Genomic DNA, 23,480 nt, shown 5'->3' on the forward strand with positions numbered 1-23,480 from the left:
GGATCTACGCAAGCGATTTGAGCATCCGCGCTGGGGTCGATGACGCGGAGGCCACGCGAGCCGCAGCGGACAATTCGTGGCGCGCCGCTTGATCGAGGATGTCCAGCCGATACCCCTGGGCATAGACGACGCTGACCGTGACGCCGGTCTCCGGGCACAGGTTCAGGGTACGGCGCATTCGCGATACCAGCCCGGCCAGCGCGCGGGAGTAGGGCGGCAAGTCATGGCCCCAGATCGTATGTTCGATGCGGCGGCTGGCCAGGATGCGGCCCGCGTTGGCGAACATCAGCATGGCCAGGTCGAACTCCTTGGGCGTCATCGGAATCCGGTCGCCATTGAGCGTGGCGTAGCGACCGGGGTTGCTCAGCTCGTATGGCCCGGCGCGCAACGGTATGGCTCCGCGCAAGCGCGTGCCGCTCATGCGCCGGCGCAATGCGGCGATGCGGGCCAGCAGCACACGCGCAGCCAGAGGGCGGAGCACGTAGTCGTCCGCGCCGGCATCGAGGGCCTCGACGAGGTCGTCGTCGTTGTTTTCGCTGGCAAAGATCACGATTGGTACGTCGCGGTTGCGCACGGCCCGGACGGTGCGAATCACGTCGATGGCGGAGATGTCGGCCAGTTCACGGTCAATCAGGAGCATCTCGTAGCTGTCATGGCCGAGCCCTTGAATCAGGTCACGCCCGGCGTGAAAGACGTTGCATTGGTAGCCGGCGACGGCAAGGAGTTCCTGCAGCGGATGCAGGGGCGACGAGCTGTTTGCCAGCAGCGCGATGTTCGTTCGGGCATTCATGCGACATTCTCTGGAAAGCGAAGTAAACGCGTTGCAGCGTATCCAGCGTTTGTGGGGCGAACAATCGGTGTTTCCTTAAATGGATGGCGTTGACGTAGGAATGAAACGAAATCGGACATCCGCCCGGCGACGCGTGCGTGGCGTCGCTTATCCACAGATTGTGTGGATAACTGCGTCGGCGTCTGCGCCAGTCGCGCCGGGTCATGGGAGCGCATCGGTCTGCCTAAAAATTAGGCAGCATGGATTCGGGGGCGTGGCTCGGGGATGTTTGAAGTGATGTGCTGTGCCAGAATAGCGTCCATCCCGTCCGGCCCTGGCTGCCTATGTTGACCCCTAGTGTGATTGCAGCGATCGTCGTGTCTCTTCACGTGCTGGGCGTGATCGCGGCGCTGCACGCCGTCATGACCGTACGCACTGCGCCCGGGGCCATCGCCTGGGCTGGGTCGCTGGTCATGATGCCGTACTTCTCGCTGATCCCCTATCTGATCTTCGGACGAAGCCGCTTCGCGGGATACGTCAATGCGCGGCGCTTCAACAATCACCGGCTGCGCGAGATCCGCCAGAACATGAGCACCCAGGAACTGGATTCGCTCAGCGCCTGCCTGGTGATGAATCCCGATCAGGAATGCATGCGCGCATTGCCGCGCCTGACTGGCATGCCATGCCTGGGCAATAACGACGTGCGGCTGCTGGTCAACGGCGAGGCAACCTTCCAGGCGATCTTCGCCGCGATCGATGCCGCCACACAGGTCGTGGTGGTCCAGTTCTTCATCGTTCACGACGATGAACTTGGACTCGAACTGCAACGCCGCCTGTGCGAGCGTGCCAAGGCAGGAGTCAGGGTCTATTTCCTTTACGACAGCATCGGCTGTCACGCGCTTGGCCGGGCCTACCTGCGTGCATTGGAGGAAGCCGGCGTCAACGTGCGCTCATTCGCCACGCATCCCGGCTTTGTCAATCGCTTCCAGCTCAACTTCCGCAATCACCGCAAGCTGGTGATCGTCGATGGCGAGCGCGCCTTCGTCGGAGGCCACAACGTCGGCAACGAATACCTCGGTCGCAGGCCACCACTCGCGCCCTGGCGGGATACCCATATCGAGATTCGCGGCGCCGTAGTGCTCGAGCTGCAGATGACGTTCGCCGAGGACTGGTACTGGGCCGCGCACGAGGTGCCCTACCTGTTGCTGCCGCCGCCGAGGCGCTTCGGCGACATGGTGTGCCAGATCGTGCCATCGGGGCCGGCGGATGCGCAGGAGACGTGCTCGCTGTTCTTCGTCGAGGCGATCCAGGCCGCGCGCAAGCGCATCTGGATTACGTCGCCATACTTCGTGCCCGACGAAGCCGTATCCGCGATGCTGCGACTGGCAGTGCTGCGTGGTGTGGACGTGCGCATCCTGATACCGGCCCGGCCGGACCATTACGTGGTCTATGGAGCGTCGACTATCTATGCCCACCAGGCCGTCTGCGCCGGCGTGAAGGTGTTCCGGTACCAGCCGGGCTTCCTGCACCAGAAGGTCATCCTGATCGACGACGACGCGGCGGCCGTCGGCACCGCGAATTTGGACAATCGTTCGTTCCGGCTCAACTTCGAGATGATGGTCATGACGGCTCACCCGGAGTTCGCGGCCAGCGTGGCGGAGATGCTGGAAGCCGATTTCGCGGAGGCCCGTCAGATCGACCGCGAGGACTTCCTTGGCGCGCCCGCCATCCTGCGTGTGGCGATGCACGTGGCCAAGCTCTTCGCTCCCATCCTTTAGTGACGCGGGAAATACGCGAACAGCGCGGGCCAGCGGTGCTGGAAGTGGTTGTGTACACTGTCTACTATTGTTATTCGTTGCCCTGGACGCTGTCCGCATGGGAGCTAGCATGAATCGAACCGCCGCGCCCACACCGCCCGCACCGCCGACACCGCCCACGCGCACCACATATCGCCATGGTGACCTGCGCCGCGCCCTGCTCGAAGCAGGCATCGATCTGGCACGGCAGGGCGGGCCCGATGCCATTGTCCTGCGCGAGGCGACACGCCGAGCGGGCGTCGTGCCGAATGCGGCATACCGGCACTTTGCGAACAGACAGGATCTTTTGCAGGCAGTGCGCGCGCACGCGCTTTCCAGCCTGGCGATAGCAATGGAAGCGGAGTTGGCGACGATTCCTCCCGATGCCGCGCCTGCCGAGCGCGCGCGGGCCAGCCTGCGGGCGGTAGGCACGGGCTACCTGCGCTTTGCCTTGGCTGAAACCGGGCTGTTTCGCACCGCATTCTCGGTTCCCGACGATGTGGAGGAAGATTCCGATCCGGCAAAAGCCGGTAATAGCGGACTGAACCCATTCGAACTGCTCGGCGCGGCGCTGGATCGCTGGGTAGAGGCAGGCCTGCTTCCGGCCGAACGACGTCCGGGTGCGGAGTACCTTGCGTGGTCGGCCGTGCATGGTCTGTCGATCATGCTCATCGACGGGCCGCTGCGCGGTCGGGCAAGGGAGCTGGCGGGAGTGATCGGGCAACGACTGCTCGACCTGGTGGAGAAGGGTCTGTGAAAAAAGATGCCACGGGACGGGGACCGCGTGGCATCGTGAAGCCTGTGTTTCAGGGGGAGGGTCGACCCTGAAACCGGGTGGGTCGCCCGTATTGCACGGGCGAGAGGCAGTGTAAGGAGACGATTCTCATATGAGAATCGGAATACTCCGAATTTTGGACTTCTCGATGCGGCTACTGTCTAAGTGACTGTCGGAAGTCAATTCCGACCGGATATCGACAGGAGGCTGTGATGAGGGGCGCCCACGGGTGGGTCCTGGCGGCAGTGACCGCGGCAACGATGCTGGGCGGCTGCGCAACGTATCCCGGCTATGACAGTCCGTACGGTTATGACCCCAACTATCCGCTGGGCGACCTTGGTTCTGTCTACGGTGGGTACCCGGGCTACGAGTATGACTACGCGTATCCCTATTGGTACGGTTACCCATACGCGTATGGTGGCGGCTATCCGTACTGGCCCGCTTACTGGCCGGCGTACACTGGTGGCGTGTTCTTCGGCAGCTTCTGGTATGGCTGCTGTCACACCTCTTATTACCGCTACGGATGGTATGGGCGTGGGTACCGTGGATACTACGGGCACGGCTGGTATGGGTATCGCGGTGGCTACTACGGCTATCGAGGGTCGCCGGGCTATCCTGGGTATCGCGCGTACCCCGGCTACCAGGGCGCAGGTGGAATGCCAGGATGGGGTGGCGGTGGTCGGGGCGGACGGAGCGGTGGTGGCCGCGGAGGCGGACATCGCTGACAGGCATCACCAGCACTTTTCAAGGAGCCGACGATATGAGCAAACTGGATTCCACCAAATCTCTCACACCTGCTTCAAGAAAGGCACGCGAGTCGCATGACCAGAAGGTCGAGCAGGAACTCGACGAGGCCTTGCGCGAGACATTTCCGGCCAGTGATCCGATCGCGGTGCATCCTGTGCCGCACGAACCGGCCCACAAGGGGCCGGGCGGAAAAGGATGATTGGAAGGCGTCTGTGAGCGTTAGCGAAAGTGGCCAGGCAACCAGGGTAACTGGCGCACTTTAGGGCAACTGGCGCAATTGCCCGATGACGGACATCAGCCGGCCGTGCGCGACCGTGACCGCGGCTTCATCCTGTAGCGCCTCCTGATAGCGCTTGCGGAAGTCCACGTCGCCACGCTCGCTGAATAGCTTCTGCGCGGCGGCAGCCACGGCCCGGCAGGTTTCGTCGTGATGTTCTTCACCATCGAGTTCTTCGTCGATCTCGATGATCAGTCTCGATAGTGGATCGAGCCAGCGGAAGAAGGATTCCTCGGTCACGAGTTGCACGAACTGGCCGGCTGGAATCGGACCGTGCAGCCGCTCGTACTGGCCACGGTCATAACCGATGACTTCCTTGTGAACCTGGAGCAGCGCCGCGCGCAATGCCCGGAGCCCCAAGCGGCGGGTTTCCTGGATCGCAAGGAACTGTTCGCTGGGCATGTCCATCTTCACTTTCCTCTTCAATGGCAGGCCGAATGGACATGATCATCCGTGGCATCCTCCCGGGGCCGCCAGAGCCTGCCCGCTAGTGTTATCGGGCACACGCCTACACAGCGTGATGCTGTGTACGGTGCGAAGTCAGTATAGGCAGCGGGGCAGGCGCGATCTAGCGTTGAAGCCTAGCGAAATACCCGTATTGCGGCCCCGCGACAAAGCGTGCCGGGCTTGCTGCGCAGGCGCTCGCCACGCCTCGCGCATTGCAGTGCGGCACTCGGCCGCATGGGCGGGGCGGGCGAACGTGGCGCTACTTTTGTGGCTACTTTCTTGTGGCTACTTTTGCGCGGGTAGCGACTTCAGCAGTTCAACGAGATACGGCTTCCATACCTCGGGGTGTTGCAACGTTTGATGCCCATATGTGTTCTCGCTCTCGGGCAACTCCACGTACTTGCCTTGTCGAACCTTCGGCACGGTGCGTTGCATGACGCCGAGGTCCACTGCGTTGATCATGTCGTCGGCGAAGTTCACCGCGTAAAGCGGCGCGCGGATCATGCCCAGATCCGGCTCGGGGTTGTAGTCCCATGACGATTCAAACCAGTACAGGTAGTCATTGGCGTCCACGCCGCGGCTGTCCGCCACGGTCTTGTCGACGTACTGGTTGACCTGGTCGCGCGTAGGGGCGGCCTTCTGCAACGTGGCTGCGCTTTGCGTCATCAGCGCGAACACCGGCGTGGTGCGGGTCCAGTGGGTGGGCTGCCGCGTGTAGTTGCCACCGTTCCAGTCGGGGTCGTTGCGGATCGCGTCGATCAGCATCCGGCGCCACAACCAGTTGCGGCCCGACATCGCCACGGGCTGGCTGGCGATTGGCATGAGCGCATCCATCATGCCCGGATGCCGTTCACCCCAGACCCACGTCTGCATGCCGCCCATCGACGTGCCCAGTACCAGCCGCAGGTGATCGACCTTGAGTCCCTCGGTCAGCAGACGGTAATGGCCTTCCACCACGTCGGTGTAGCCATAGCGCGGAAAGTTCGCGCGCAGCGCGTCGCTGGGCTTGCTCGATCCGCCACGGCCGATGCCGTCGGGCATGATGATGTAGTAGCGCGAGGCGTCGAGCGGCTGGCCCGCCGCGAACAGTTCCTTCTGCATCAGCGGCGTCAGGTACGCGCGGCCTGTGCCAGTGGTGCCGTGGAGCAGAAGCACGGCGTTGTTGACCTTGCCGTCGGCGCCGCGCGTGGGCGTGCCCAGCGTCGCGTAGTGAAGCTTGACGGTCGGCAGCGTTTGGCCGCTCTGGAAGTGGAAGTCGCGCGCTTCGAAATCGCCTTCAGTGGGTTGCATCACCGGCACCGGTGATTGCGCATGGACTAGCCCGGAGGCGAATAGCGTGGCAACGGCGAGGCGCTTGAGCCCGACCGTCGTGATCATTGTCATCATGGTTGTCTCCCCCGTTCTGGTTTGCTGGTTCGCTGGCTCGAACACGCGCGCATCATACGCGCGGCGGGGGAAATCTGCAGATCAGGCCAGGGCAGCGGCCCGCCACGCGCCGGGCGGCTTGCCGAACCGACGGGCGAACGCGCGTGTGAAGGTGGTCTGATCGGGATAGCCAACGCCATAGGCGATATCGGCGAGCGACATCGTGCCAGTCATCAACCATTGCACGGCCTGGTCCAGCCGCAGGCGTGTCTGGTAGCCGTGCGGGGTATCGCCAAACGCCTCGCAAAACAGCGTGTGAAACCGACGCGCGCCCCAGCCCATGCGCGCGGCAAGCTGGTCCACCCGCAACGGCGACGCGAGATTGGCGCGTAGCCATGCATCGATGGCCATTGCCGGGAAATGCGTGGCATCGTTGCGGGCCGCATCGAGACCCAGCGCCGATGCCAGATTGCCCGCGAGCGCCGTTGCGCAATGCCAGGCGTGCTGGAGTGGCAGGTCGCCAGACGGGCGATGCGTCGCCAACGCGCGGACGCGGGCAGCGAAGCTGGCATCCATGGCGAAGGCACGCGGGTTCTCCATTAGCCGCGCGGGCAGAGCGACGGAATTGGCGGGAAAGTCCGCCACGAGCTGGAGGTTTTCGGTCAGGCCCGCGCAGACATGGTGAGCGCCCGCAGGCACCACCAGCCCGTGCTGGCCATCGACGCGATAGGCATGGCCGTCAATTTCGAGTTCGATGGCCCCATCCACGCCGAACAGCAACTGATGGTAGTCATGGGCATGACCAAAGGGTCGCGGCGAATAACGGCGCGGCTCGACCAGCGGCGAGGCGTGTTCAACGAGCTTGGGCATGTCGGGGGTTGCCCTGCGTCTGGCAGAGCCACACGCCAATACCGGCCACGGCCATGCCGAGCCACTGGAGCGGGGCGAGCCGGTCGCCGAACAACAGCGCGGCCTGCACGGCGGCAAGCGGTGGCGCCAGGAACATCAGCGCCGCCGCGTTGGCGGCCTGTCCTCGGCGCACCAGGCTGAGCAGCAGCCAGGTGCCGATCCCTGACAGCACGAACGCAGCCCAGGCCAGCGACGCCCACAGCGTCAGGCCGGTTTCCCAGCGCAATGCGCCAACCCCGCCCGTGGCGCAGACCAGCACCCCAGCCACGAGCATGGCGCCGGCATTCTGCCAGGCCGAGCTGGCGCGGATATCCGCGCGGGCGATCGAGGTTTTCTGGAGGAGGGTTCCCATCGTGATGGAGAGAATGGCGAGCACGCCCGTCAGTATGATCCATGGCGACACGGTCTGCGGCGTGCCGGCCTGCATGGCCGGAAGCACCACCAGCCCGACGCCCAACGCGCCGAGCCCAAGTCCGCGCCAGGTACGGGACGAAGGTTGCTCCTTCAGCAGCGGGATCGCAAGCAGGGCGGTCAGCAGCGGCTGCAAGGCGCCAAGCAGCGCCATGATCGAAGGAGACAGGCCATGCGCCACTGCGCCGTAGCCCGCGCACAGGTAGATGCCCTGCATCAGCGCACCGGCCAGCAGATGGCGTGGCACCTGCTTGAGCGCAGGCCACGTGACGCCGCTGGTCATCGCCGCCACGGCAAACATCAGCGCGGCCAGCGTGAAGCGGGCCAGCAGGAACAGGTTGGCGTCGGCAACCGGAACGACGGCCTTGCCGACGATGAAGCCGGTGGACCAGATCAGGACGAAAGCCATGGCCGGGAGCCAGGCGGGGAAGGGGCGCGACATTGGTTCGAATCGGGTAGGGCCTTGGAGGAGCCTCGGGATGGCTTTTCCTGGGCCGGAGAATGGTCGGCGGAATGGTCCGTATTGTCCGGGAGCCTAACCCGCCACGTGCCGGGTCGTCTTGGCGAATCCTGCAATGCCGGCGCCATGCCACCATCGGCCGACATTTTGTCATGTCTGGCTTTCGGGTAAGGTGGCGTGTCAGTCATCCGATCCACACATCAGCCCCCGCAGCCTCTGCAGCTCCGGAAACAAGCCATGCCTACGCGCTCACCGCAGCAACGCCTGATCGATGAACTGTCTCTGGTCCCGCATCCAGAAGGCGGCTACTACCGCGAGACCTACCGGGACGCCGCACGCGTCACACGCGTGGCCGATGGTGCCGAGCGTTCGGCATCCACGGCCATCTACTACCTGCTGTGCGATGGCGCCTTTTCGGCGTGGCATCGCATCCAGTCCGACGAGGCCTGGCACTTTTACGCGGGCGACGTGCTCAATGTCCACGTGCTGGCGCCCGACGGCGCGTTCACCACGCACCGGTTGGGTAATCCGCTGTTCCAGCCTGGGACAGTCTTCCAGGCGGTAGTGCCGGCCGGCTGCTGGTTTGCCGCGGAACGCGTGCCGGGCGCGGCCGGCTATGCCCTGGCCGGGTGCACGGTGGCGCCGGGATTCGAATTCAGCGAGTTCGAACTGGCGGCCCGCGACGAACTGGAGCGGCTGGCGTCATCCCATCCACGTCACGCCGCGTTGATTACCCGGCTGGGCAAGGCATAAGCAACGGCCCGTCGCTTGCCTTACCTGTCCTGTCCGTCCGATCAACGAGGCCAACTCACCATGGATGCACGGAACGCTGTCATGCTGGCTGTCCTGCTTTGCGCCACGAATGCGATGACCGCCTTCGCGGCGACCCGGTGCGATGGCCCAGACCACAAAGTTCTCTATCTCGACGATGGCGTGACGTGCCCGAGCGGCTACCGCAATGCCGGCGAGCCGGGCGGCACGCTCTCGATCATCGGCAAGACGGCGGTCACCCGGCAGCAGGAGGAAGCCTATCTCCGGCGCCACGACGCTGAAGCCAGGCAGTTGCAGCAGGTCAGCGCCCGTGAACAGCAGATGGCGATCGCCGCTGAGAACAACCGCCGGTCCAATTGCACCATGCTGTTCAATCAGCTTCGCCAGAACGACCTCGCCATGCGTCAGGGCAACGCCTGGGACAACATGGCGCAACTCAAGACCAACCGTCAGGCCATCGTGAATCAGCGTGGTCAGCTTGGCTGTTAGTGCCGAGGACGCCACCGCAAGCGCGCGGCGACATCCGGACCAACCCTGATCCCGGCCATCTTTTCCTTGACTCGCCCGAGCTTGTCTCCGACACTTTCGCAAACTATGCGGTGATTAGTTTCCAGTCCGGCGACGTATCGGATGCGCGCCGCCGCCCCCTGAAAATTCGGAAAGGCTCTGCATGAAGGTATTCCTCTCTGCGCTACGCCCGGTTGTGCTTGACTCCCTTGGTGTGATTGTCTTTGCCGTTCTGTTCGCCATGAACGTCAACACGCTGGTGGCCACTGCGGCGGGTACTGCGGTGGCGGTCGGCGTGGTGCTTTGGGCGAGGTTTCGGGGCGAGCCCATTGCCGCGCTGCAATGGATCAGCCTGATCAGCGTGCTGGTATCGGCCGCCGCCACGTTACTGACGAACGACCCCCGCTTCGTGATGGGCAAGCCCAGCGTGCTGTATGCGCTGGTCGGCGTGGTCATGCTGCGCGGTGGCTGGATGCACCGCTACGTGCCACCGGTCGCGCGGGAGCGCATGGGCGATCTGCTGACCCGTTATGGCTACCTGTGGGCCGCTCTGATGCTGCTCACCGGCGTGCTGAACCTGGTGGTGGCAGTGGCGTTCACGGCATCGTGGCCGCTCTTTATCGGCGTGTTTCCGCTGGCATCGAAGCTGGCGCTGTTCGGGATCCAGTTCACGCAGATGAAACTGGCCGCGCGCCGGATGGGAATCGTGCAGCCCCAGGTCGGCGGGGAGGGGGCCACCTGACCCCCTCGGTGCATCAGGCTTCGTTTCATCCCGCTTCAGAACGAACCAACCCAGCTCCCCAGCGCGATCACGGCCGCCAGCGCCAGCATCGGGCCAACGATCCCCACCATCACGATGCCGCCGTAGCTTTCCCGATGCGTGGCCCCGCATACGGCCAGTAGCGTGACCACGGCGCCGTTGTGCGGCAGCGTGTCGAGTGTGCCGGCGCTCATCACCGCCACGCGATGCAGGATGGCGGGATCGATGCCCAGGTCGAACGCACGTGTCAGGTAGGTGCCGCCGAGCGCATCGAGCGCGATGGTCAGGCCACCAGAGGCTGAGCCGGTCAGCGCCGACAACACGTTCGTTGCCACGGCCAGCGACACGAGCGGGCCCCCCTCGATCGACAACACCCAGTCCCGCACGACGCCGAACCCGGGCAGGCTGGCTACCACCGCACCGAATCCCACCAGACTGGCCACGCTGAGCACCGGCAGGGCAGCGGCATGGGCGCCAGCGCCCATGCTGTCGCGCAACTCCGGCAGGCGCCGGAAATTCAGTGCGATCAGGCAGAGGATGGCGGCGGTCAGTGCGACGATAACGGACCACACGCCGCTGACTGCCTGCAACGTGGTCGCGCCCCATTCGGGCAGGCCGAGGTAGTCGGCATCCACCCGTGGCAGCACCACAAAGCTCATCAGCAGGTTCACCGCGATCACCACGGCCAGCGGCAGCAGCGCGATAAAGGCTGCTGGCGGCTCGTCGCTGCGACTGCCTTGCAGCGCCTCGGCCGGGTCGAATTCGCGTGCGGTACTGGCAAGCTCGCGGATCAGCGGGCGCTCCGCCACCTCATCGGGCGAAGCCTCCTCCTCGGCAATGGCGTAACCCTCGCCCCTGCGGCGCGCAGCTTTCTCGCGCTGCGACAGCCACCACAGCCCGAACGTCAGCATGATCGCGCTGGCCACGATACCCAGGCCGGGCGCGGCGAACGGCGTGGTGCTGAAGAACGGCATGGGAATCGCGTTCTGGATCGCCGGCGTGCCCGGCAGCGCCGACATCGTGAACGTCGACGTACCCAGTACGATGGCGGCGGGCATCAGGCGTGGCGGGATGTCTGCCGCGCGAAACAGCGCGTGCGCCATCGGCGCCAGCACAAAGAACGCCACGAACAGGCTCACGCCGCCGTAGGTCAGCAGCGCGCCCGCGAGCACCACGGCCAGCATCGCTCGCTGGGGGCCGAGCACGCGCGTCATCCATTCGGCAATGGCCGTGACGGAGCCGCTGTCGTCCATCAGCTTGCCGAACAGGGCGCCGAGCAGGAACAACGGGAAGAACTGGGCGACGAACCCCGCCGCCGTGCCCATGAAGGTCTGGGTCCAGTGAGCCAGCAGCGGTTCGCCCGCCGTGGCCGCGGCCAGCAGGGCCGCCGCCGGCGCGATGATCAGGATGCTCCAGCCGCGAAACGCGAGCCAGATCATCGCCCCCAGGGCGATAACGATGCCAAGGAGACCCATGGTTCAGATCTCCTCGAGTAGTTCGTCGAGATTGAACGAAGAACGCTGGCCGAGCGCATCGCCGTGCTCGGCCAGGAATTGCGCAGCCGCTTCACGCCCTTCGTCGCGCAGCAGGCACAGGAACGACCACTCCGCATTCATCTTCGATGCCGTGCCGTACTCCGCGATCTTGTCGCTGGCAATGCGGTGGATGCGCATATTGGCCCATTGAGCCCCTTCCGCGTCACCAGGATCGGCCACGCGCTGCAGCACCGCCATCATCCGCAACTCCTTGAGCAGCGCGGCGTTGAACGAGATTTCGTTGAGGCGGTTCACGATGTCCCGGGCGCTGCGTGGCGCGCCGGGGCGGGCCACGGGGTTGATCTGCACAAGGATCGTGTCGTGCGAGCAGCATTCCCGCACCAGCGGCGTGATCGTCGGATTGCCGGCGTAGCCGCCATCCCAGTACGGCACGCCGTCGATTTCCACGGCCTGGAATACCGTGGGCAGGCACGCCGAGGCCAGCAGCACCTCGGAGGTGACCTCCGCGTTCTTGAACACGCGGCCGCGGCCGGTTTCCACATTGGTGGCGGTGACGAACAGGTGGATGGGCGCGCGCGCCAGCAGTTCGAAGTCGATGCTGGCCTGCAGGATATCGGCCAGTGGATTGCTGCCGGCGCGGTTCAGGTCATAGGGCGACCAGATCCGAGCCGCCAGATCGGCGGCGACGAACAGCGGGGAATCGTCGAGGGTCCAGCGGCCCAGGATCACGTCCAGCGGGCTGCGGCGGAACGGGCTGAAACGCGCCGTCTCGGAGACGCGCTGCCAGAAGTCCGACAGCGCCTGCCGGGCGCCTTCGGCACCGCCAAGCGCGTGGCCATGCACGAGCACCGCGGCGTTCATGGCGCCGGCCGAGGTGCCGGAAATGCCGTCGATCTCCAGCCACGGCTCTTCGAGCAGCCGATCGAGCACGCCCCAGGTGAAGGCGCCGTGCGCGCCGCCGCCCTGTAGCGCCAGGTCGATCAGCAGCGGCTCCCGCCCTGGCGGCGGTGCGGCGGTCTTGCCATCGTCGGCCATGTGTCTCTCCGTTGGGTGAATCACGTGAGGTACAAGCCGCTCTATTATTTGTGTTGCGCTGCAACTTAGGCAAGCGGAAAGAATGTCGTGTAGACCAGACGTTCCTCCACCACCCGGCGCCGCAACGATTTGCCCGCCCGGACTTCTGGCACGGTGCGGTCGGTGTAATACCGCTCGAACTCCCGGATGGCCAGCCGCGCGGGCTTGCCGGCGACATCGGGCAGCGTCACCGTGCCGGACCAGATCACCGGATCGAGCAGGTCGCCCAGCGATGGCCGGGTCACGTCGATTGCTCCAATGGCGCCAATAGTCCCAATAGCCCCAATAGCCCCGGTGACGGCAGCGGGGGGCGCGATGCGGCCAAGTCCAAGCACTTCGGGGACGATGCGCTGCGGGGCCTGTCCCACCAGATGCTGGCCCACGGTGCCGATATTCAGCGGGGCCTTCGGGTCCAGCAGGCTGTCCGCCAGCACGCGAACATCCTGCCAGGCCAGATCGCTGTCGATGGCAGGGTCCCGCGTCTGCAGCACGACTTCCACCTTGTTGCGTCCGGTCTCGCCCTCGGTACCGAATGGCGGGATAAACGAGATGTCGAGATATTCGCCATCGGCCGACCACTTCATCGGCCCGTGGGCCGGCACGGTACCGCGCAGGCTGACGTTGACCTGCGCCCCGGTGCGGGCGAAGGTGGCGCGTCGGCGCGGCAGGACCTGAGCGAAGTCGCAGAGTACGACTTTCGACACCAGCGCCTCGTCGATCGCATTTGGCTGGTAGCGGACCAGCGCCAGCCGCACGAAGGGCATATAGGTCAACCCCGGGTCCAGCTCGATATCGCAGTACCAGCAACTGCGTTCGGCGTGCCAGTGAACCCGATGCCCGACCACCATGACCTTGGGATTGCCCGCTTCCTGCAGTGGGGCCAATGCCGATGTCACCCGCGCCGGGAAGTCAGTGTCGTGGATCGACATTTTCGGCAGTACCGAATCCCAGAGCGGATCGGCACCCCACTGGGTCACGAGCCCCTCGAGCGGCAGCGGGATGCTGGCGAAATCCCCGCTGGCCGGCAATACGACGCCGAGCAGTTCGCCTTCGCCGGACGTGAACCACGGGCGATCCAGCCATACGCGCACGCCGTTGCCGAGCCGGGTGGTGTCGAAGTCCGTGTTGGTGGGCGTGCCGCTCCAGCGGAACGTCGGCACGCAGTAGCGCACGCGCGGCGCGTCTGGCGGAGCGCTGGCGGGTATGACGGTATAGGCGCCGGTGCCATCGGCAGCCCGCAGCATCGGTGCGCCTGGATCGTCGTCGGCGCCACGCACCATGCGTGGCCCCTGCGCGAATTGCCCGGTACGGGTGATGGCGTTCGGGTCCGAATAGAGGGCCGCCGGCAGGTACTCGCGGAAGCGCGTCGTAGCCCGCAGGCAGTACGACACCAGACGGCATTTCGTGTCGCCGAATTCGTGCTGGTCGCCGCGCGCGCGGGGTCGTTGCGGATCAGCGATCATCGCATCGACAAGCGGACCCAGGCTGTCGAGGTTGGGTCCGTTCTCCGGCAGGGCGATCTCCGCCAGCGTGCCCTCGCATTGCGCGACCCGGGGGCCTGCGGCGTCGGCGGGGTCATCGATCCATTCGGTCCATGTCGCCTGCAACTCCAGCTTGCCCGTGCTCGGCCCATGCACCCGCACACGCGCGCCAAGTTTGGCAAAGCGATCGCCCGGGCTGCGTGCTTTGCCCAGTTCGGTCAGGAACTCCGGCGTGCAGACCGGTTGCTGCGTCGCGTGAACCAGTACCAGCGGCCGGTACGGCGTGAGCATCCATGCCGCGCCAGTCAGCGCCATCTGCTGTAGCAGTGCCTTTTCGGCGGCGGTATCCACCCAGTCTGGCAGGCCGAACGTGCCGATCAGGTCGGGATGGACAAAGCTGGCATAGGTCAGCCTGGCGATCTGGCCCTTGGGCAGAAAGAACGTCAGGGTGCGGGCGTCGGCGTCCCAGCGCGGCGCGCCGTCGTCGGGATACGTGACCTGACAGGGCGGATCGGCGAGCAGCCCGATGCGCTCCGCCAGCACGATGCGCAGCCCGCGCGTATCGGGCCAGCGCTGGTCGAACGCCACCATCAGGACGAGTTCGTTACCCGGAATGGCGACGATCTCGGCGCCCGCGCCCAGTGACATCGGTCCGGTCACGCCGGGCAGCCGGCTGCCCGGCGCGGCGCGCAGCGCGATGCCCCCGGCTGCGACATCGGGCAGCCACGGCGTTGGCACCCGCGCCTCGCGATGGATCACGTACTGGCCAGCCGCGAGCCGGTCGCCAGTCGGGTTATCCGGCGACGGCAGGGCTGGCGGCACCGCGACGGTGGTGGCAACGTTCGCCAGCGCCGTGGGGGTGATCAACGCCACGTCAGTGCCCGGACCGGCGTCGTAGAGCGTGCCCGATTCGCGCGCGGCCAGCGCGTACGCGTCACGGATACCCGATGCGGACCCGAACATCGGATCGAACAGGCCGTGGGTCTCGCACAGCGTTTGCGACGCCTTGGGTGGCACCACATGCCGCTCGTTCGCGGGCGTGTAGGCGAAATCGGCGGAAGCGGGCAGCTTGATCGCATCGGCAAACGCGCCGGTCGTCAAAAAGGTGGTTGGATCGGCGTCGTAGTTGCTGCGAATGACCATGCGTTCCAGCGACTCCCCCTCGCTGGCACGTGCGCGCTGCACCAGCACCGGCGGGTCCACCGGCTCGAAGCGCCAGTACGTGACTGGCTGCGTGACCTCCAGTTCGTTTTCTCCATCACCGAGCGAGGGATCGTCGACATCGAGGCTGTTACCGGCGAGATCGACCAGCCGCGCGCGCAACCGATAGGCAAAGCCGAAGCGCAGCCGGGGCAGACTGCCTTTCGCGGCCACGAAGCTGGTCAGGATGCCGTTCCCATCGGCAGCGGCGACGGCATCGGTCACATCGGTCGGCACTTCGGCCTGCACGCCCGAATCGCCATCCTGCGCGCGCAGCGTCCGGCCTGGACGCGGCACTACCAGGCTCCATCCAGCCCAGCGGAACAACGATTCGTGCAGATAGTGATCGTCGGGGTCGGCGCCGCTGGCGGGGTTGGCGGTACTCGTCGTCGATGCGCCCTTGACATAGCCCTCGTCATCGGCAGGCAGCGAGAGCTTCGCGCCCGTCGCGGCAATCTGGTACGCGCCTTGCCGCCGACACAGCGATTGCCAGCGGCCCGGCTTGCCTCCGATGATCGGCTGCACGTCGACCCTATACCCGCGCAGCACATCTTCCGTGAACAAGGCAATGCCGGCTGAAGCCGCCGCGCCGCTGCGGACGGCGCCATCCTTGGCGGCGCTGCTGGCGGCCCCGAAGGCCAGCGCGGCGGCGCGCCCATGGCGGGAGACACCGATCCCCCCGGCACGCAACGCGGCAACGGGCTGGTCGTCCCCGGTGGTGTAGGTCACCGCGCCATCGGTGCCGCTCTTGCGGCTCTTGTCGATCAGCCGCTGCGCCGACAGCACGAAATCCACGGTCTTCAGCGCGGTGCCGTCCGGGTCTACCTGATAGACGTCGAACGGTATGCGCTTCGACTGGTCCCAGCGATCATTGGCGCCGCCCAGCCGCAGCATTCCCATGTGGTGATCGTTGGTGCGCGGGCGGGCCGTGAAGCGTTGCGAATCGGCCTGCCACGCGGTGGCCGGGCAGCCATCCACGCCGGGATCGTGATCATTGGCCCAGCGCAGATCGAGTTGCATCGTCCCTTGCGCGTTGCCTTGCTGGCGGACCTGCTGATCGATCGGGTTTTCGGCGGGCAGGACGAAGTCGAGCAGCACACCAAGTCTGCGCAGCAGGGCTGGGTAGTCGCTGTAGGACGCCAGACGCTTGTGGAAGTCGAGCGTCTGGGTCTCGGGCGGCGGGGGAATGTCCTTGCCGCTCGGCCGACGCATGGCAAGCGCATCCGCCGAAAGGGGTTCCCGGCGATAAAAGCGGTCGGCCTGGTACAGCGTGTATTCGGCGGCGCTGGCCCAGTTGGCCATCAACTCGGTATCGGGCGTGCCGTTGGGCGGCTGCCAGTCCGGCGGCAGCACGCGCACCGGGAAACTTGCCCCGTTGACCGGGTTGCCGCCCCTGTCGACACCGATGCCGGCCGCGGTGCCCGAGTATTTCGACTTCGGGCCGAATACGCTATTGCGCAGCACCTGCTCGATGCCGCCATCGCCATCGTTGAAGAAGCGTGCGAAGCCACCCTGGCGCTCCGCGCCCACCTCGCGCGGTGCCCCCATGTCGATCAGCATGGCGCGTAGTGCCGGATTGGCCGATGACCAGGGCAACAACGTCGGGTGCCGGCTGGTGGCGCCCACGGCCAGTTGCGCGTAGTACTTGCGCGCCAAACCGAGTACGTTGCGCACGGCGTAGGAGCGCAGGTTGACCCGGCTCATGTCCTTGAAGACGAAGCCATCGACCGGCGTCTCCGGCACGAAAAGCTGGCTCCACAGATCCACGTCGGGCTGTGCCTGACCGGCAAGCGGTCCAAGTGGCTCGAGTGGCAGCAACGTGGTGCCGATGCGTAGCCCGAACTTTGCCTCGGCCACGGTCCTTGGCCAGAGCAGCCATTCAGGAAAGGCCCGGAGCGCTCGCTCGTTCGCGCGTTCGGGTGTCAGTCGCGGCGAAGCGACGACCGACACCTTGAGGCGCCCCTTCAAGGCCCCCTCGGTCACGCGCCCGGCGGGCAGGACCGTCCATAGAATCGTTTGCGTGGCCATGCGCAGCCCCCTGTTTGACCAACGTCGGGTCAGGCAAATGCCTCGGCGTACTGCCGCCAGGCGTACTCGGTGTCGTCGTGGATCAGCGCCAGTTCGTCCGTCAGCGGCAGGGCCGGCTGCAGCCCCATGAGTTCGCGGAAGGTCGGGTCGCCGTTCGCGCCGGCGAACTTTCGCTCGCAACTGATCGTGACGCTGGTGGAGAACAGGAATACCTCGACTTCGATCGTCAACTGCGCGCGCCCCACGCACTTGCCGCTTTGCGATTCGTACGCCAGCGCAAGGTACAGTTCGATCGACGCCGTGATCAACCCCAGCACGCTGACGCTGCCGCCAAGGCGGAAATAGCCGGTCAGGGCGCAGTTGTCCTGCTCCATGCGGAAATAGATGCCGGCCATGACATGGACACCACCAGATGCCACGCCGAGGTTGACCGAGATGCTGGCGCCAAACTCGAATGAGGCTTCCAGCAATTGGATGCCGCCCGGATCAAGCGTGATGCCGAAGAACCCGCCGCCGCCGAACATGCAGACCGACAGATTGAACGGCTGCTCGCGCGTGCAGAAGTTGAACCGCACCGCCAGCGGCTGACCAATGAACGGCACCGTGAACCCGGCGCCCAGCGCAAGGTTGCTGAGATTGAACATGCCCACCGAGATCGACGGCAGGGCCACGTTGAAGCCCGCATCGATCCCCTTGGTGGAAATGTCGAGGTAGGGCGGGTCGGAGAAGCCATCGAGCGGTATCAGGTCGCGCAGCGTCTCCACGAACGAGAGTGGGCCGATGAACTTGATGTCATTGAGCAGCACGTCGACGTTCATCTTGTCGGCGGTGCCGACGCGGAATTCGATCTTCTCGAAATTCAGTTCCAGGAAGCCGGCGGCGCCTATCAGGATCAGGTCGAAATGCTTGAGCGAACTGACGACCGTCAGCTTCGGCTGCCCGCCGCCTGATTTCTTGACCTTGGCCTCCACGGCTACCGAAAAGCCGGCGGGGTCGTTGGGGTGAAAGATCGGGCCGGAGGCCGGCCAACTGACGATGCGCGGGTTCCAGTTGAAGCGGATGGTCAGTTCATCGCCGAACAGCACCTGCAAAAGCGTGCGGAGCACATCATCGCTCACTGCGAGCGCCTGCGTCATCGCGTCGAGTACGTTCAACAGCGTCTGGCGCGCCGCGCCTTCGAGCAGCCGGAAGTTGGCGAGGGTATTCCGCAGCGGCGCCAGCGCGTTCTGCACGGCCTTGAGGTGGGCAAAAAGCGCATCCGAATCGCTCAGGAGGGCCTGGAACGCCTTCGAGTCGCCGAGGATCGCATCGAGCGCGGCGAACAGCGCCTTGCCTTCGGCCACCAGCGCGGCCACCGTGCCGAGGTCGCCAGCAAGCGCAGAGGCAACGTTGGCGGCCTGAACCAACGACTGACGCAGGCCAGAGGGTAGCGAGACACCAGCGACCGTCGCACCCGCGGTGGCGCGCAATTGATCCGAGGCGCTCTGCACAGCCGTGATCGCCGTGGCGAGATTGGGCAGAGCAGGCGCTGCGTCGATCGACGTGTTGACCAGTGGCGCGATAGCGTTGCTGAGCGCGGTCAGCGCGGCTTGCAGGGCGTCCAGTCGCGCCTGCGCATCGGCAACGAGCCCCGGTGCGTAGGTGGCGGCCTGCTGTTTCAGGTCTGCCACCGTCGAGCCGATGGCGCTCACCCCGCCCGTGGCGGCGCTGCCGGTCTGCCCGGCCAGCCCAGGCAAGGCGGCATAAAGCTGCGCCAGACCGTTCAGGAATAGTTCGGCCTGGCTGCCGCACTCCGAGACGAAGCGCGGCACCTGCTCGGGCGTGTCCACCAACGACGTCACTGTCTCGATGACCGCGCCAAGTGGAATGCATCCGAACAGCAACGGAAGGTTGGGCAGCCCGGCGCTGGGGAAGGCATCCGAGCCGGTCATGCTTCCGCCCACGAAATCGGCCACAGTGCCGGTGACCGGCCCCGTCAGGCGAGACACCGCGCTCGGATTGAGGTTCGGCTGGACGAAGCCGCCGGCGCGATCCCCCTGTGCGGAGAAATCGAGCCGGGCCTTGTTCTTCGGATCGTTTGGCACGATGTTGACGAACACCTGCCCCTTGTTATCCGCGCCGAACTCGCTGGTCAGGTAGGTGTTGTTCCATTCCACCACGTTGGCGTCGCCGCTGCCGGTAAGCTGCGCCAATGCAGGAATGCGCACCGTGGCCCGAACCACCTTCGGATAGAAGGCGGGACGCTGCTGGGTCTGGCCGTACGCCTTCAGCGTTGGATTGCCGGTGCCGGCTTCCGCGCCGAAGCGCAGCTCGCGCACCTCCAGCATCGTGTCACCGGGCTGCGCGCTGCGGGCCAGCGTCATCGATTGCGGCGCCATCGTCGCGCCACGTCCCGTGCCGGGGACGTCGCCGGGTGGCAGGCCTTGATCCCAAAGCGTCTGCGCTTTGGCGAACGTGTCGTTCGCAGTGCTGGCGTCCATGGCGATGGATTCATACATGAACACCATCGGCAGGTCGAAGCGGATGGCGCGCCCGTCGAGATCCGTGCCTTCGCAGCGGAATGGAAACGGCACGCCGCCGACCAGGGGCCAGATCGGGGTCGTCGTCGGCGTTACGGGGCTCAGGTCCGGCGTCACCAGGCTCAGGATGCGCACGCTGGTCAGGGGCATCTGTAGATGCAGTTGCGTGCGGCCATCGGTACCGCGCAGATCGGTCTCCGTGAAGGCGCGCTCGCGTTCGCGCACGATGATGAACGTGCGCTTGCGCAGCACCGCCGCATTGCCGGGCACGCCGCCATGCTGGAATTTTCGCTCGGTGATTTCGACCAGCACCGCCCGGTGCCCGAAGGGCCATAGAAACCCGCGCTTGACCGTGCGCACGTAGTGGTCACGCCCCATGCTGCCGCGATGGGTCCAGGCGACGAGATCGATCGACTGGGGGCCGTCCCATATGCCACGCACGTCGATCCACGCGCCCAGCGCGGAGAGCATCAACTGATCGGCAGGAATCGCGGCGGGGGTATAGCCCGAACGCGAGAAATTGGACGACAGATGGACAATGCTGTAGCGGTCCCTGTCGTTGAGCGCTGCCTTGAACGGCATGTCCGCGGGATCGGGCAGTTCCCCGGCGGCGGTTGGAAACTTGGCCTGGATCGGCTTCGACGTCCCTTCACCCGCCAGCGCCCAGACCGCGCGCACGATGCGGTTGGGATCGGGGTGAGGCGGCACGATGGTGCCCTGATCGGTGGGTGCCACGAGCTGGGTGTGCCATAGCTCCGTATGCCCGTCCGGCGTGGTGACTGGCGCCACCGCGTGATGCCAGCGCTCATCGGCATCGGGGCTCAGGATCAGGCGCCAGGGTACCTCCAGCGCGGTCTGCTGGGCGGTAGGCTCGGCGGGACGGGGTTTCAGGCCCGACAGGATCGGGCCGAGCCCGACGTCCGTGGTAACGCCCCGGCGAACGTCGATGGCCGGCAGGGCCGCACGGCGCCGTGACGTAGCCGGAGCCACCTGCCGCCGCTCAAGCGTCGACGTATCGCGCTGGACCGATGCGAGCTTCAGGTTGCGTAGCGTGACGCTCGGCAGGGCGGCGCGCTGGGCCAGCGTCAGGCTGCCGGTTGCGTGCGCGATCAGCCCGCCGAGCCATTCGGGAAAAGACAGGGGCGGTTGCGCGGCCGTGGGCGGCAGGGCGTTGGCGCCCACGGCCAGCGGCAGATCGCGCACGGCCGTGAGCACGCCTTCGAGCGTGTAAGGGATATCGAAGCCATCAGGCACGGCAAACGCGATCCGCGATTCGCCCGCGATACGGGCGCGCGCCGGCAGCGTGACGGGGGGATCAACGGCTGGCGGGGAGGATTCGGCGAACGCCTGCTCGAAGATCGACTGAGGCGGAAAATGCAGGACCAGCGTGGCCACGCCGCTGCCGGTCTTGCGCAGTCGTGGCGGGCTGCCTCGCTGCACGGTCAGATTGTTCAGTTCCACCCGCAGCACGAGCAGGTCGTCTTGGCGGACCACCGGCTGGCCGGGGCGGCCCGCGTCGAAGAAATTCTGATTGGGATCGGGCGCGACAGGGAGCGGAATCGGAATCGGGATCGGCCGGATTACCACGGGGCCATCGACACGCGTTTTGACTGAAGCTGTCTTGCCGGCGGCAGGCGTCGGCTTGCGCGGGACTCTGCTGACCATCGCAGCCCCCTTTCAGAGAATGTTCTGATTGTTTGCAAGAAACGGGGTCACGGGCAGCGTCCCGGGACACAGCCAATATATTCAGTCCGCGCGTTTGCGGAATTCGATATCTTGCAGATCAGATCTGAGACGGGCCACGCGCGGGGGGCAGGGTGTGGCCGTGGCGTCTCACCAGCGCAACAGGCGCGGACCGAGCAGCCAGCCCAACGCCGCCGGAATCAGCATCCCGGCCAGATACCAGATTGCCCAGAACGGGACCTCCATTTCCGGGCAATGCAGGCAATAGACGATGGTTGCCACCGAACCGGCGAGCAGCCCCGCCAGGGTGCCGGCGGCGCGGAGGTTCGTTGGGGCCATCTGCCGAACCGCCCAGACCACCGCCACGCACAGCGGCAAGGACAGGAACACGATATTGAACGGGCAGGTCCTCCACGTCATGCCGAGCATCAGTGACAGCCGCTGGCTTGCCGGAACATTGGCCAGCACCGCCAGGGCGCCGATCCACACCGCCAGCACCGGCACGCCCGGCACCGCCCAACGGGTACCCACCTGCGCGCCGGGCACCACCAGCCGTTTCAGCACAACGAATGCGCCGATTGCCAGCGACAGCGGAAACGCCACCTTGAGCCAGAAGATCGGCGTGACCAGCATCAAGCGGATGTCTGGGCGCACCCCATAGGTCATGGTCAGCAGCAGGAGCGCGCCGGCGGCCCCGGCGCAGAGCGCCCGGACGAACGCCCGGCGCATGATGTGCGGGTCCACCGGGCGGATGCCGGTGGCCAGCAGGGAGATAAGATCGTCTGTCTTCATGATGTGAACAGGCGCGCTTTGGCGGCCAATGCCTTAAGCCCGCGATGAATACCTACCTTGACCGCCGATTCGGACAGCCCCGTCAGCCGGGCGGTCTCCGCCACCGACAGGCCCTCAAGCTTCACATGCAGGATGGGTAACCGCTGTTTGTCCGGCAGTTGCTCGAGCAGGCCGCTCAGATCGAGTCGTGCATCGTGCGCCGGCGCATCGTCGCTATGGCAGAGGATGTCCGCGACATCGTCCAGCGACTCCGTCTCCCCGTGACGGGAACGGCTACGCAGGAAGTCCAGCAGCTTGTAGCGGGCAATCGCGTAAACCCACGCCGTCAGCGGTTCATCGGCGCGGTAGGTGTGCCGGGCGTTGTGCACCGCCAGAAGCGTTTCCTGGACGATGTCCTCGACTTCATCCTGCAACTGATAAAGCCGCCGCCGGACAAAGGCGCGCAGCCGGCCGGTCAGTTCGGTCAGGAATGCATGATAGGCGGCCTGATCGCCACCCAGGCCGGCCAGGAGCAGCGCGCGCAGGCGCTGCTCCACCGCATCCATGGCCTCCATGCCGGCGCGCTCGGGAGCGGGCTTCATGCAAGCGACGACTGCGCGGAGATTTGATCGATCAACATCGTCACGAGGTTCAGGGGTGATCGCTTCGAAATGATATGTGAGTGCACCCATGGCGACAATCCGCGTGCATGTGCTTCTCCGTTATTCGTCGGCAGGCGCCATCCGGTTACAGCGGACCACAAAAAAATATTCTCCCGGGCGGCTGTAACCGGTGACCGATCCCCCGCGAATTGACAGTCAGATCATCCGACCACCGGGCCCAACAACCTTGCGCCGCAAGGCAGGCCGGGCGGGACCACGGATATCTGACTTCCCTTCACATTGATCCGCTCTCAAGGAGTATCGCCATGAACACCATCAAGCTCGCCGCCGCCGTGACCCTGGCCGCCCTGACTTCGGGCGTCGCCCTGGCGCAGAACAGCACCATGCAGCAGTCCAAGGACAAGCCCGCCATGGAGAAGTGCTACGGCGTGGCCATGGCCGGCCAGAACGATTGCAAGGCGGGGGCGGGCACGACGTGCGCCGGCACCCAGAAGACCGATTACGAGCGCGACCACTTCAAGTCCGTGCCCGTTGGTACCTGCGCGACGATCAAGACGCCGCACGGCATGGGCACGCTGAAGCCGATGTAAGCCGGATGGCAGCCCGTTGGA

The 23,480-nt window shown here is 65.7% G+C and carries 19 protein-coding genes; 8 read left to right on the forward strand and 11 right to left on the reverse strand.

Annotation, left to right across the window (positions count from 1 at the left end):
* Positions 1–4: 4 nt before the first annotated feature.
* Complete coding sequence (locus K6G35_RS25775) at positions 5–790, reverse strand: response regulator transcription factor (protein ID WP_008649059.1); 786 nt, start codon at positions 788–790, stop codon at positions 5–7.
* Positions 791–1,113: 323 nt separating this feature from the next.
* Here K6G35_RS25775 and cls point away from each other — a divergent pair, with 323 nt between their 5' ends.
* From cls to K6G35_RS25795, 4 genes are all read left to right on the forward strand, one after another.
* Positions 1,114–2,547: a cardiolipin synthase gene (gene cls / locus K6G35_RS25780; RefSeq protein ID WP_035883659.1), complete on the forward strand. Its 1,434-nt coding sequence runs from the start codon at positions 1,114–1,116 to the stop codon at positions 2,545–2,547.
* Between the two features lie 109 nt (positions 2,548–2,656).
* On the forward strand, positions 2,657–3,322 hold the full coding sequence (locus tag K6G35_RS25785; protein ID WP_035883658.1) for a TetR/AcrR family transcriptional regulator: 666 nt from the start codon (positions 2,657–2,659) through the stop codon (positions 3,320–3,322).
* A gap of 230 nt (positions 3,323–3,552) precedes the next feature.
* Entirely contained in the window at positions 3,553–4,065 is a 513-nt protein-coding gene (locus tag K6G35_RS25790) for a hypothetical protein (protein WP_080709810.1), read from the forward strand.
* Positions 4,066–4,100: 35 nt separating this feature from the next.
* Positions 4,101–4,286: a hypothetical protein gene (locus tag K6G35_RS25795; RefSeq protein WP_080709809.1), complete on the forward strand. Its 186-nt coding sequence runs from the start codon at positions 4,101–4,103 to the stop codon at positions 4,284–4,286.
* Positions 4,287–4,346: 60 nt separating this feature from the next.
* Here K6G35_RS25795 and K6G35_RS25800 read toward each other — a convergent pair whose 3' ends face one another.
* The 4 genes from K6G35_RS25800 to K6G35_RS25815 form a co-directional block, all read right to left on the reverse strand.
* A complete protein-coding gene (locus tag K6G35_RS25800; protein WP_008649054.1) occupies positions 4,347–4,772 on the reverse strand; it encodes a hypothetical protein in 426 nt (141 codons plus the stop codon).
* A 324-nt stretch (positions 4,773–5,096) separates the two neighbouring features.
* Positions 5,097–6,197, reverse strand: a complete 1,101-nt coding sequence (locus K6G35_RS25805; protein ID WP_495676545.1) for an alpha/beta fold hydrolase — start codon at positions 6,195–6,197, stop codon at positions 5,097–5,099.
* A gap of 81 nt (positions 6,198–6,278) precedes the next feature.
* Positions 6,279–7,046, reverse strand: coding sequence for a helix-turn-helix domain-containing protein (locus K6G35_RS25810; RefSeq protein WP_008649052.1), 768 nt, complete (start codon positions 7,044–7,046; stop codon positions 6,279–6,281).
* Entirely contained in the window at positions 7,030–7,938 is a 909-nt protein-coding gene (locus K6G35_RS25815; protein WP_495676546.1) for a DMT family transporter, read from the reverse strand. Before K6G35_RS25815 ends, K6G35_RS25810 begins: the two co-directional genes overlap by 17 nt.
* 255 nt (positions 7,939–8,193) lie before the next feature.
* Between K6G35_RS25815 and K6G35_RS25820 the strand changes: the two genes are divergently transcribed.
* The 3 genes from K6G35_RS25820 (at position 8,194) to K6G35_RS25830 (ending at position 9,976) form a co-directional block, all read left to right on the forward strand.
* A complete protein-coding gene (locus K6G35_RS25820) occupies positions 8,194–8,709 on the forward strand; it encodes a cupin domain-containing protein (protein ID WP_008649048.1) in 516 nt (171 codons plus the stop codon).
* Between the two features lie 81 nt (positions 8,710–8,790).
* The gene (locus K6G35_RS25825; protein ID WP_008649045.1) at positions 8,791–9,216 is read left to right on the forward strand and encodes a hypothetical protein; all 426 of its coding nucleotides are present in this window, start codon (positions 8,791–8,793) and stop codon (positions 9,214–9,216) included.
* A gap of 181 nt (positions 9,217–9,397) precedes the next feature.
* Complete coding sequence (locus K6G35_RS25830) at positions 9,398–9,976, forward strand: septation protein IspZ (protein WP_008649043.1); 579 nt, start codon at positions 9,398–9,400, stop codon at positions 9,974–9,976.
* A 35-nt stretch (positions 9,977–10,011) separates the two neighbouring features.
* On the opposite strand, the gene K6G35_RS25835 is transcribed toward K6G35_RS25830, so the two are convergent.
* From K6G35_RS25835 to K6G35_RS25860, 6 genes are all read right to left on the reverse strand, one after another.
* Entirely contained in the window at positions 10,012–11,469 is a 1,458-nt protein-coding gene (locus K6G35_RS25835) for a GntP family permease (RefSeq protein ID WP_008649041.1), read from the reverse strand.
* 3 nt (positions 11,470–11,472) lie between these two features.
* Positions 11,473–12,525 (reverse strand): patatin-like phospholipase family protein, encoded by a 1,053-nt coding sequence (locus K6G35_RS25840; protein ID WP_008649035.1) that lies wholly within the window; start codon positions 12,523–12,525, stop codon positions 11,473–11,475.
* Between the two features lie 65 nt (positions 12,526–12,590).
* Entirely contained in the window at positions 12,591–17,273 is a 4,683-nt protein-coding gene (locus tag K6G35_RS25845; protein WP_495676547.1) for a hypothetical protein, read from the reverse strand.
* Positions 17,274–17,302: 29 nt separating this feature from the next.
* The gene (locus K6G35_RS25850; RefSeq protein WP_495676548.1) at positions 17,303–21,457 is read right to left on the reverse strand and encodes a hypothetical protein; all 4,155 of its coding nucleotides are present in this window, start codon (positions 21,455–21,457) and stop codon (positions 17,303–17,305) included.
* 168 nt (positions 21,458–21,625) lie between these two features.
* The gene (locus tag K6G35_RS25855; RefSeq protein WP_495676549.1) at positions 21,626–22,267 is read right to left on the reverse strand and encodes a DUF1109 domain-containing protein; all 642 of its coding nucleotides are present in this window, start codon (positions 22,265–22,267) and stop codon (positions 21,626–21,628) included.
* Entirely contained in the window at positions 22,264–22,848 is a 585-nt protein-coding gene (locus K6G35_RS25860) for a sigma-70 family RNA polymerase sigma factor (RefSeq protein ID WP_008646071.1), read from the reverse strand. The genes K6G35_RS25855 and K6G35_RS25860 overlap by 4 nt, the downstream gene beginning before the upstream one ends.
* 326 nt (positions 22,849–23,174) lie before the next feature.
* Here K6G35_RS25860 and K6G35_RS25865 point away from each other — a divergent pair, with 326 nt between their 5' ends.
* The gene (locus K6G35_RS25865) at positions 23,175–23,459 is read left to right on the forward strand and encodes a BufA1 family periplasmic bufferin-type metallophore (protein WP_008646072.1); all 285 of its coding nucleotides are present in this window, start codon (positions 23,175–23,177) and stop codon (positions 23,457–23,459) included.
* The last annotated feature ends 21 nt before the right edge of the window (positions 23,460–23,480 follow it).

This window comes from Cupriavidus sp. HY129 (assembly GCF_059492215.1).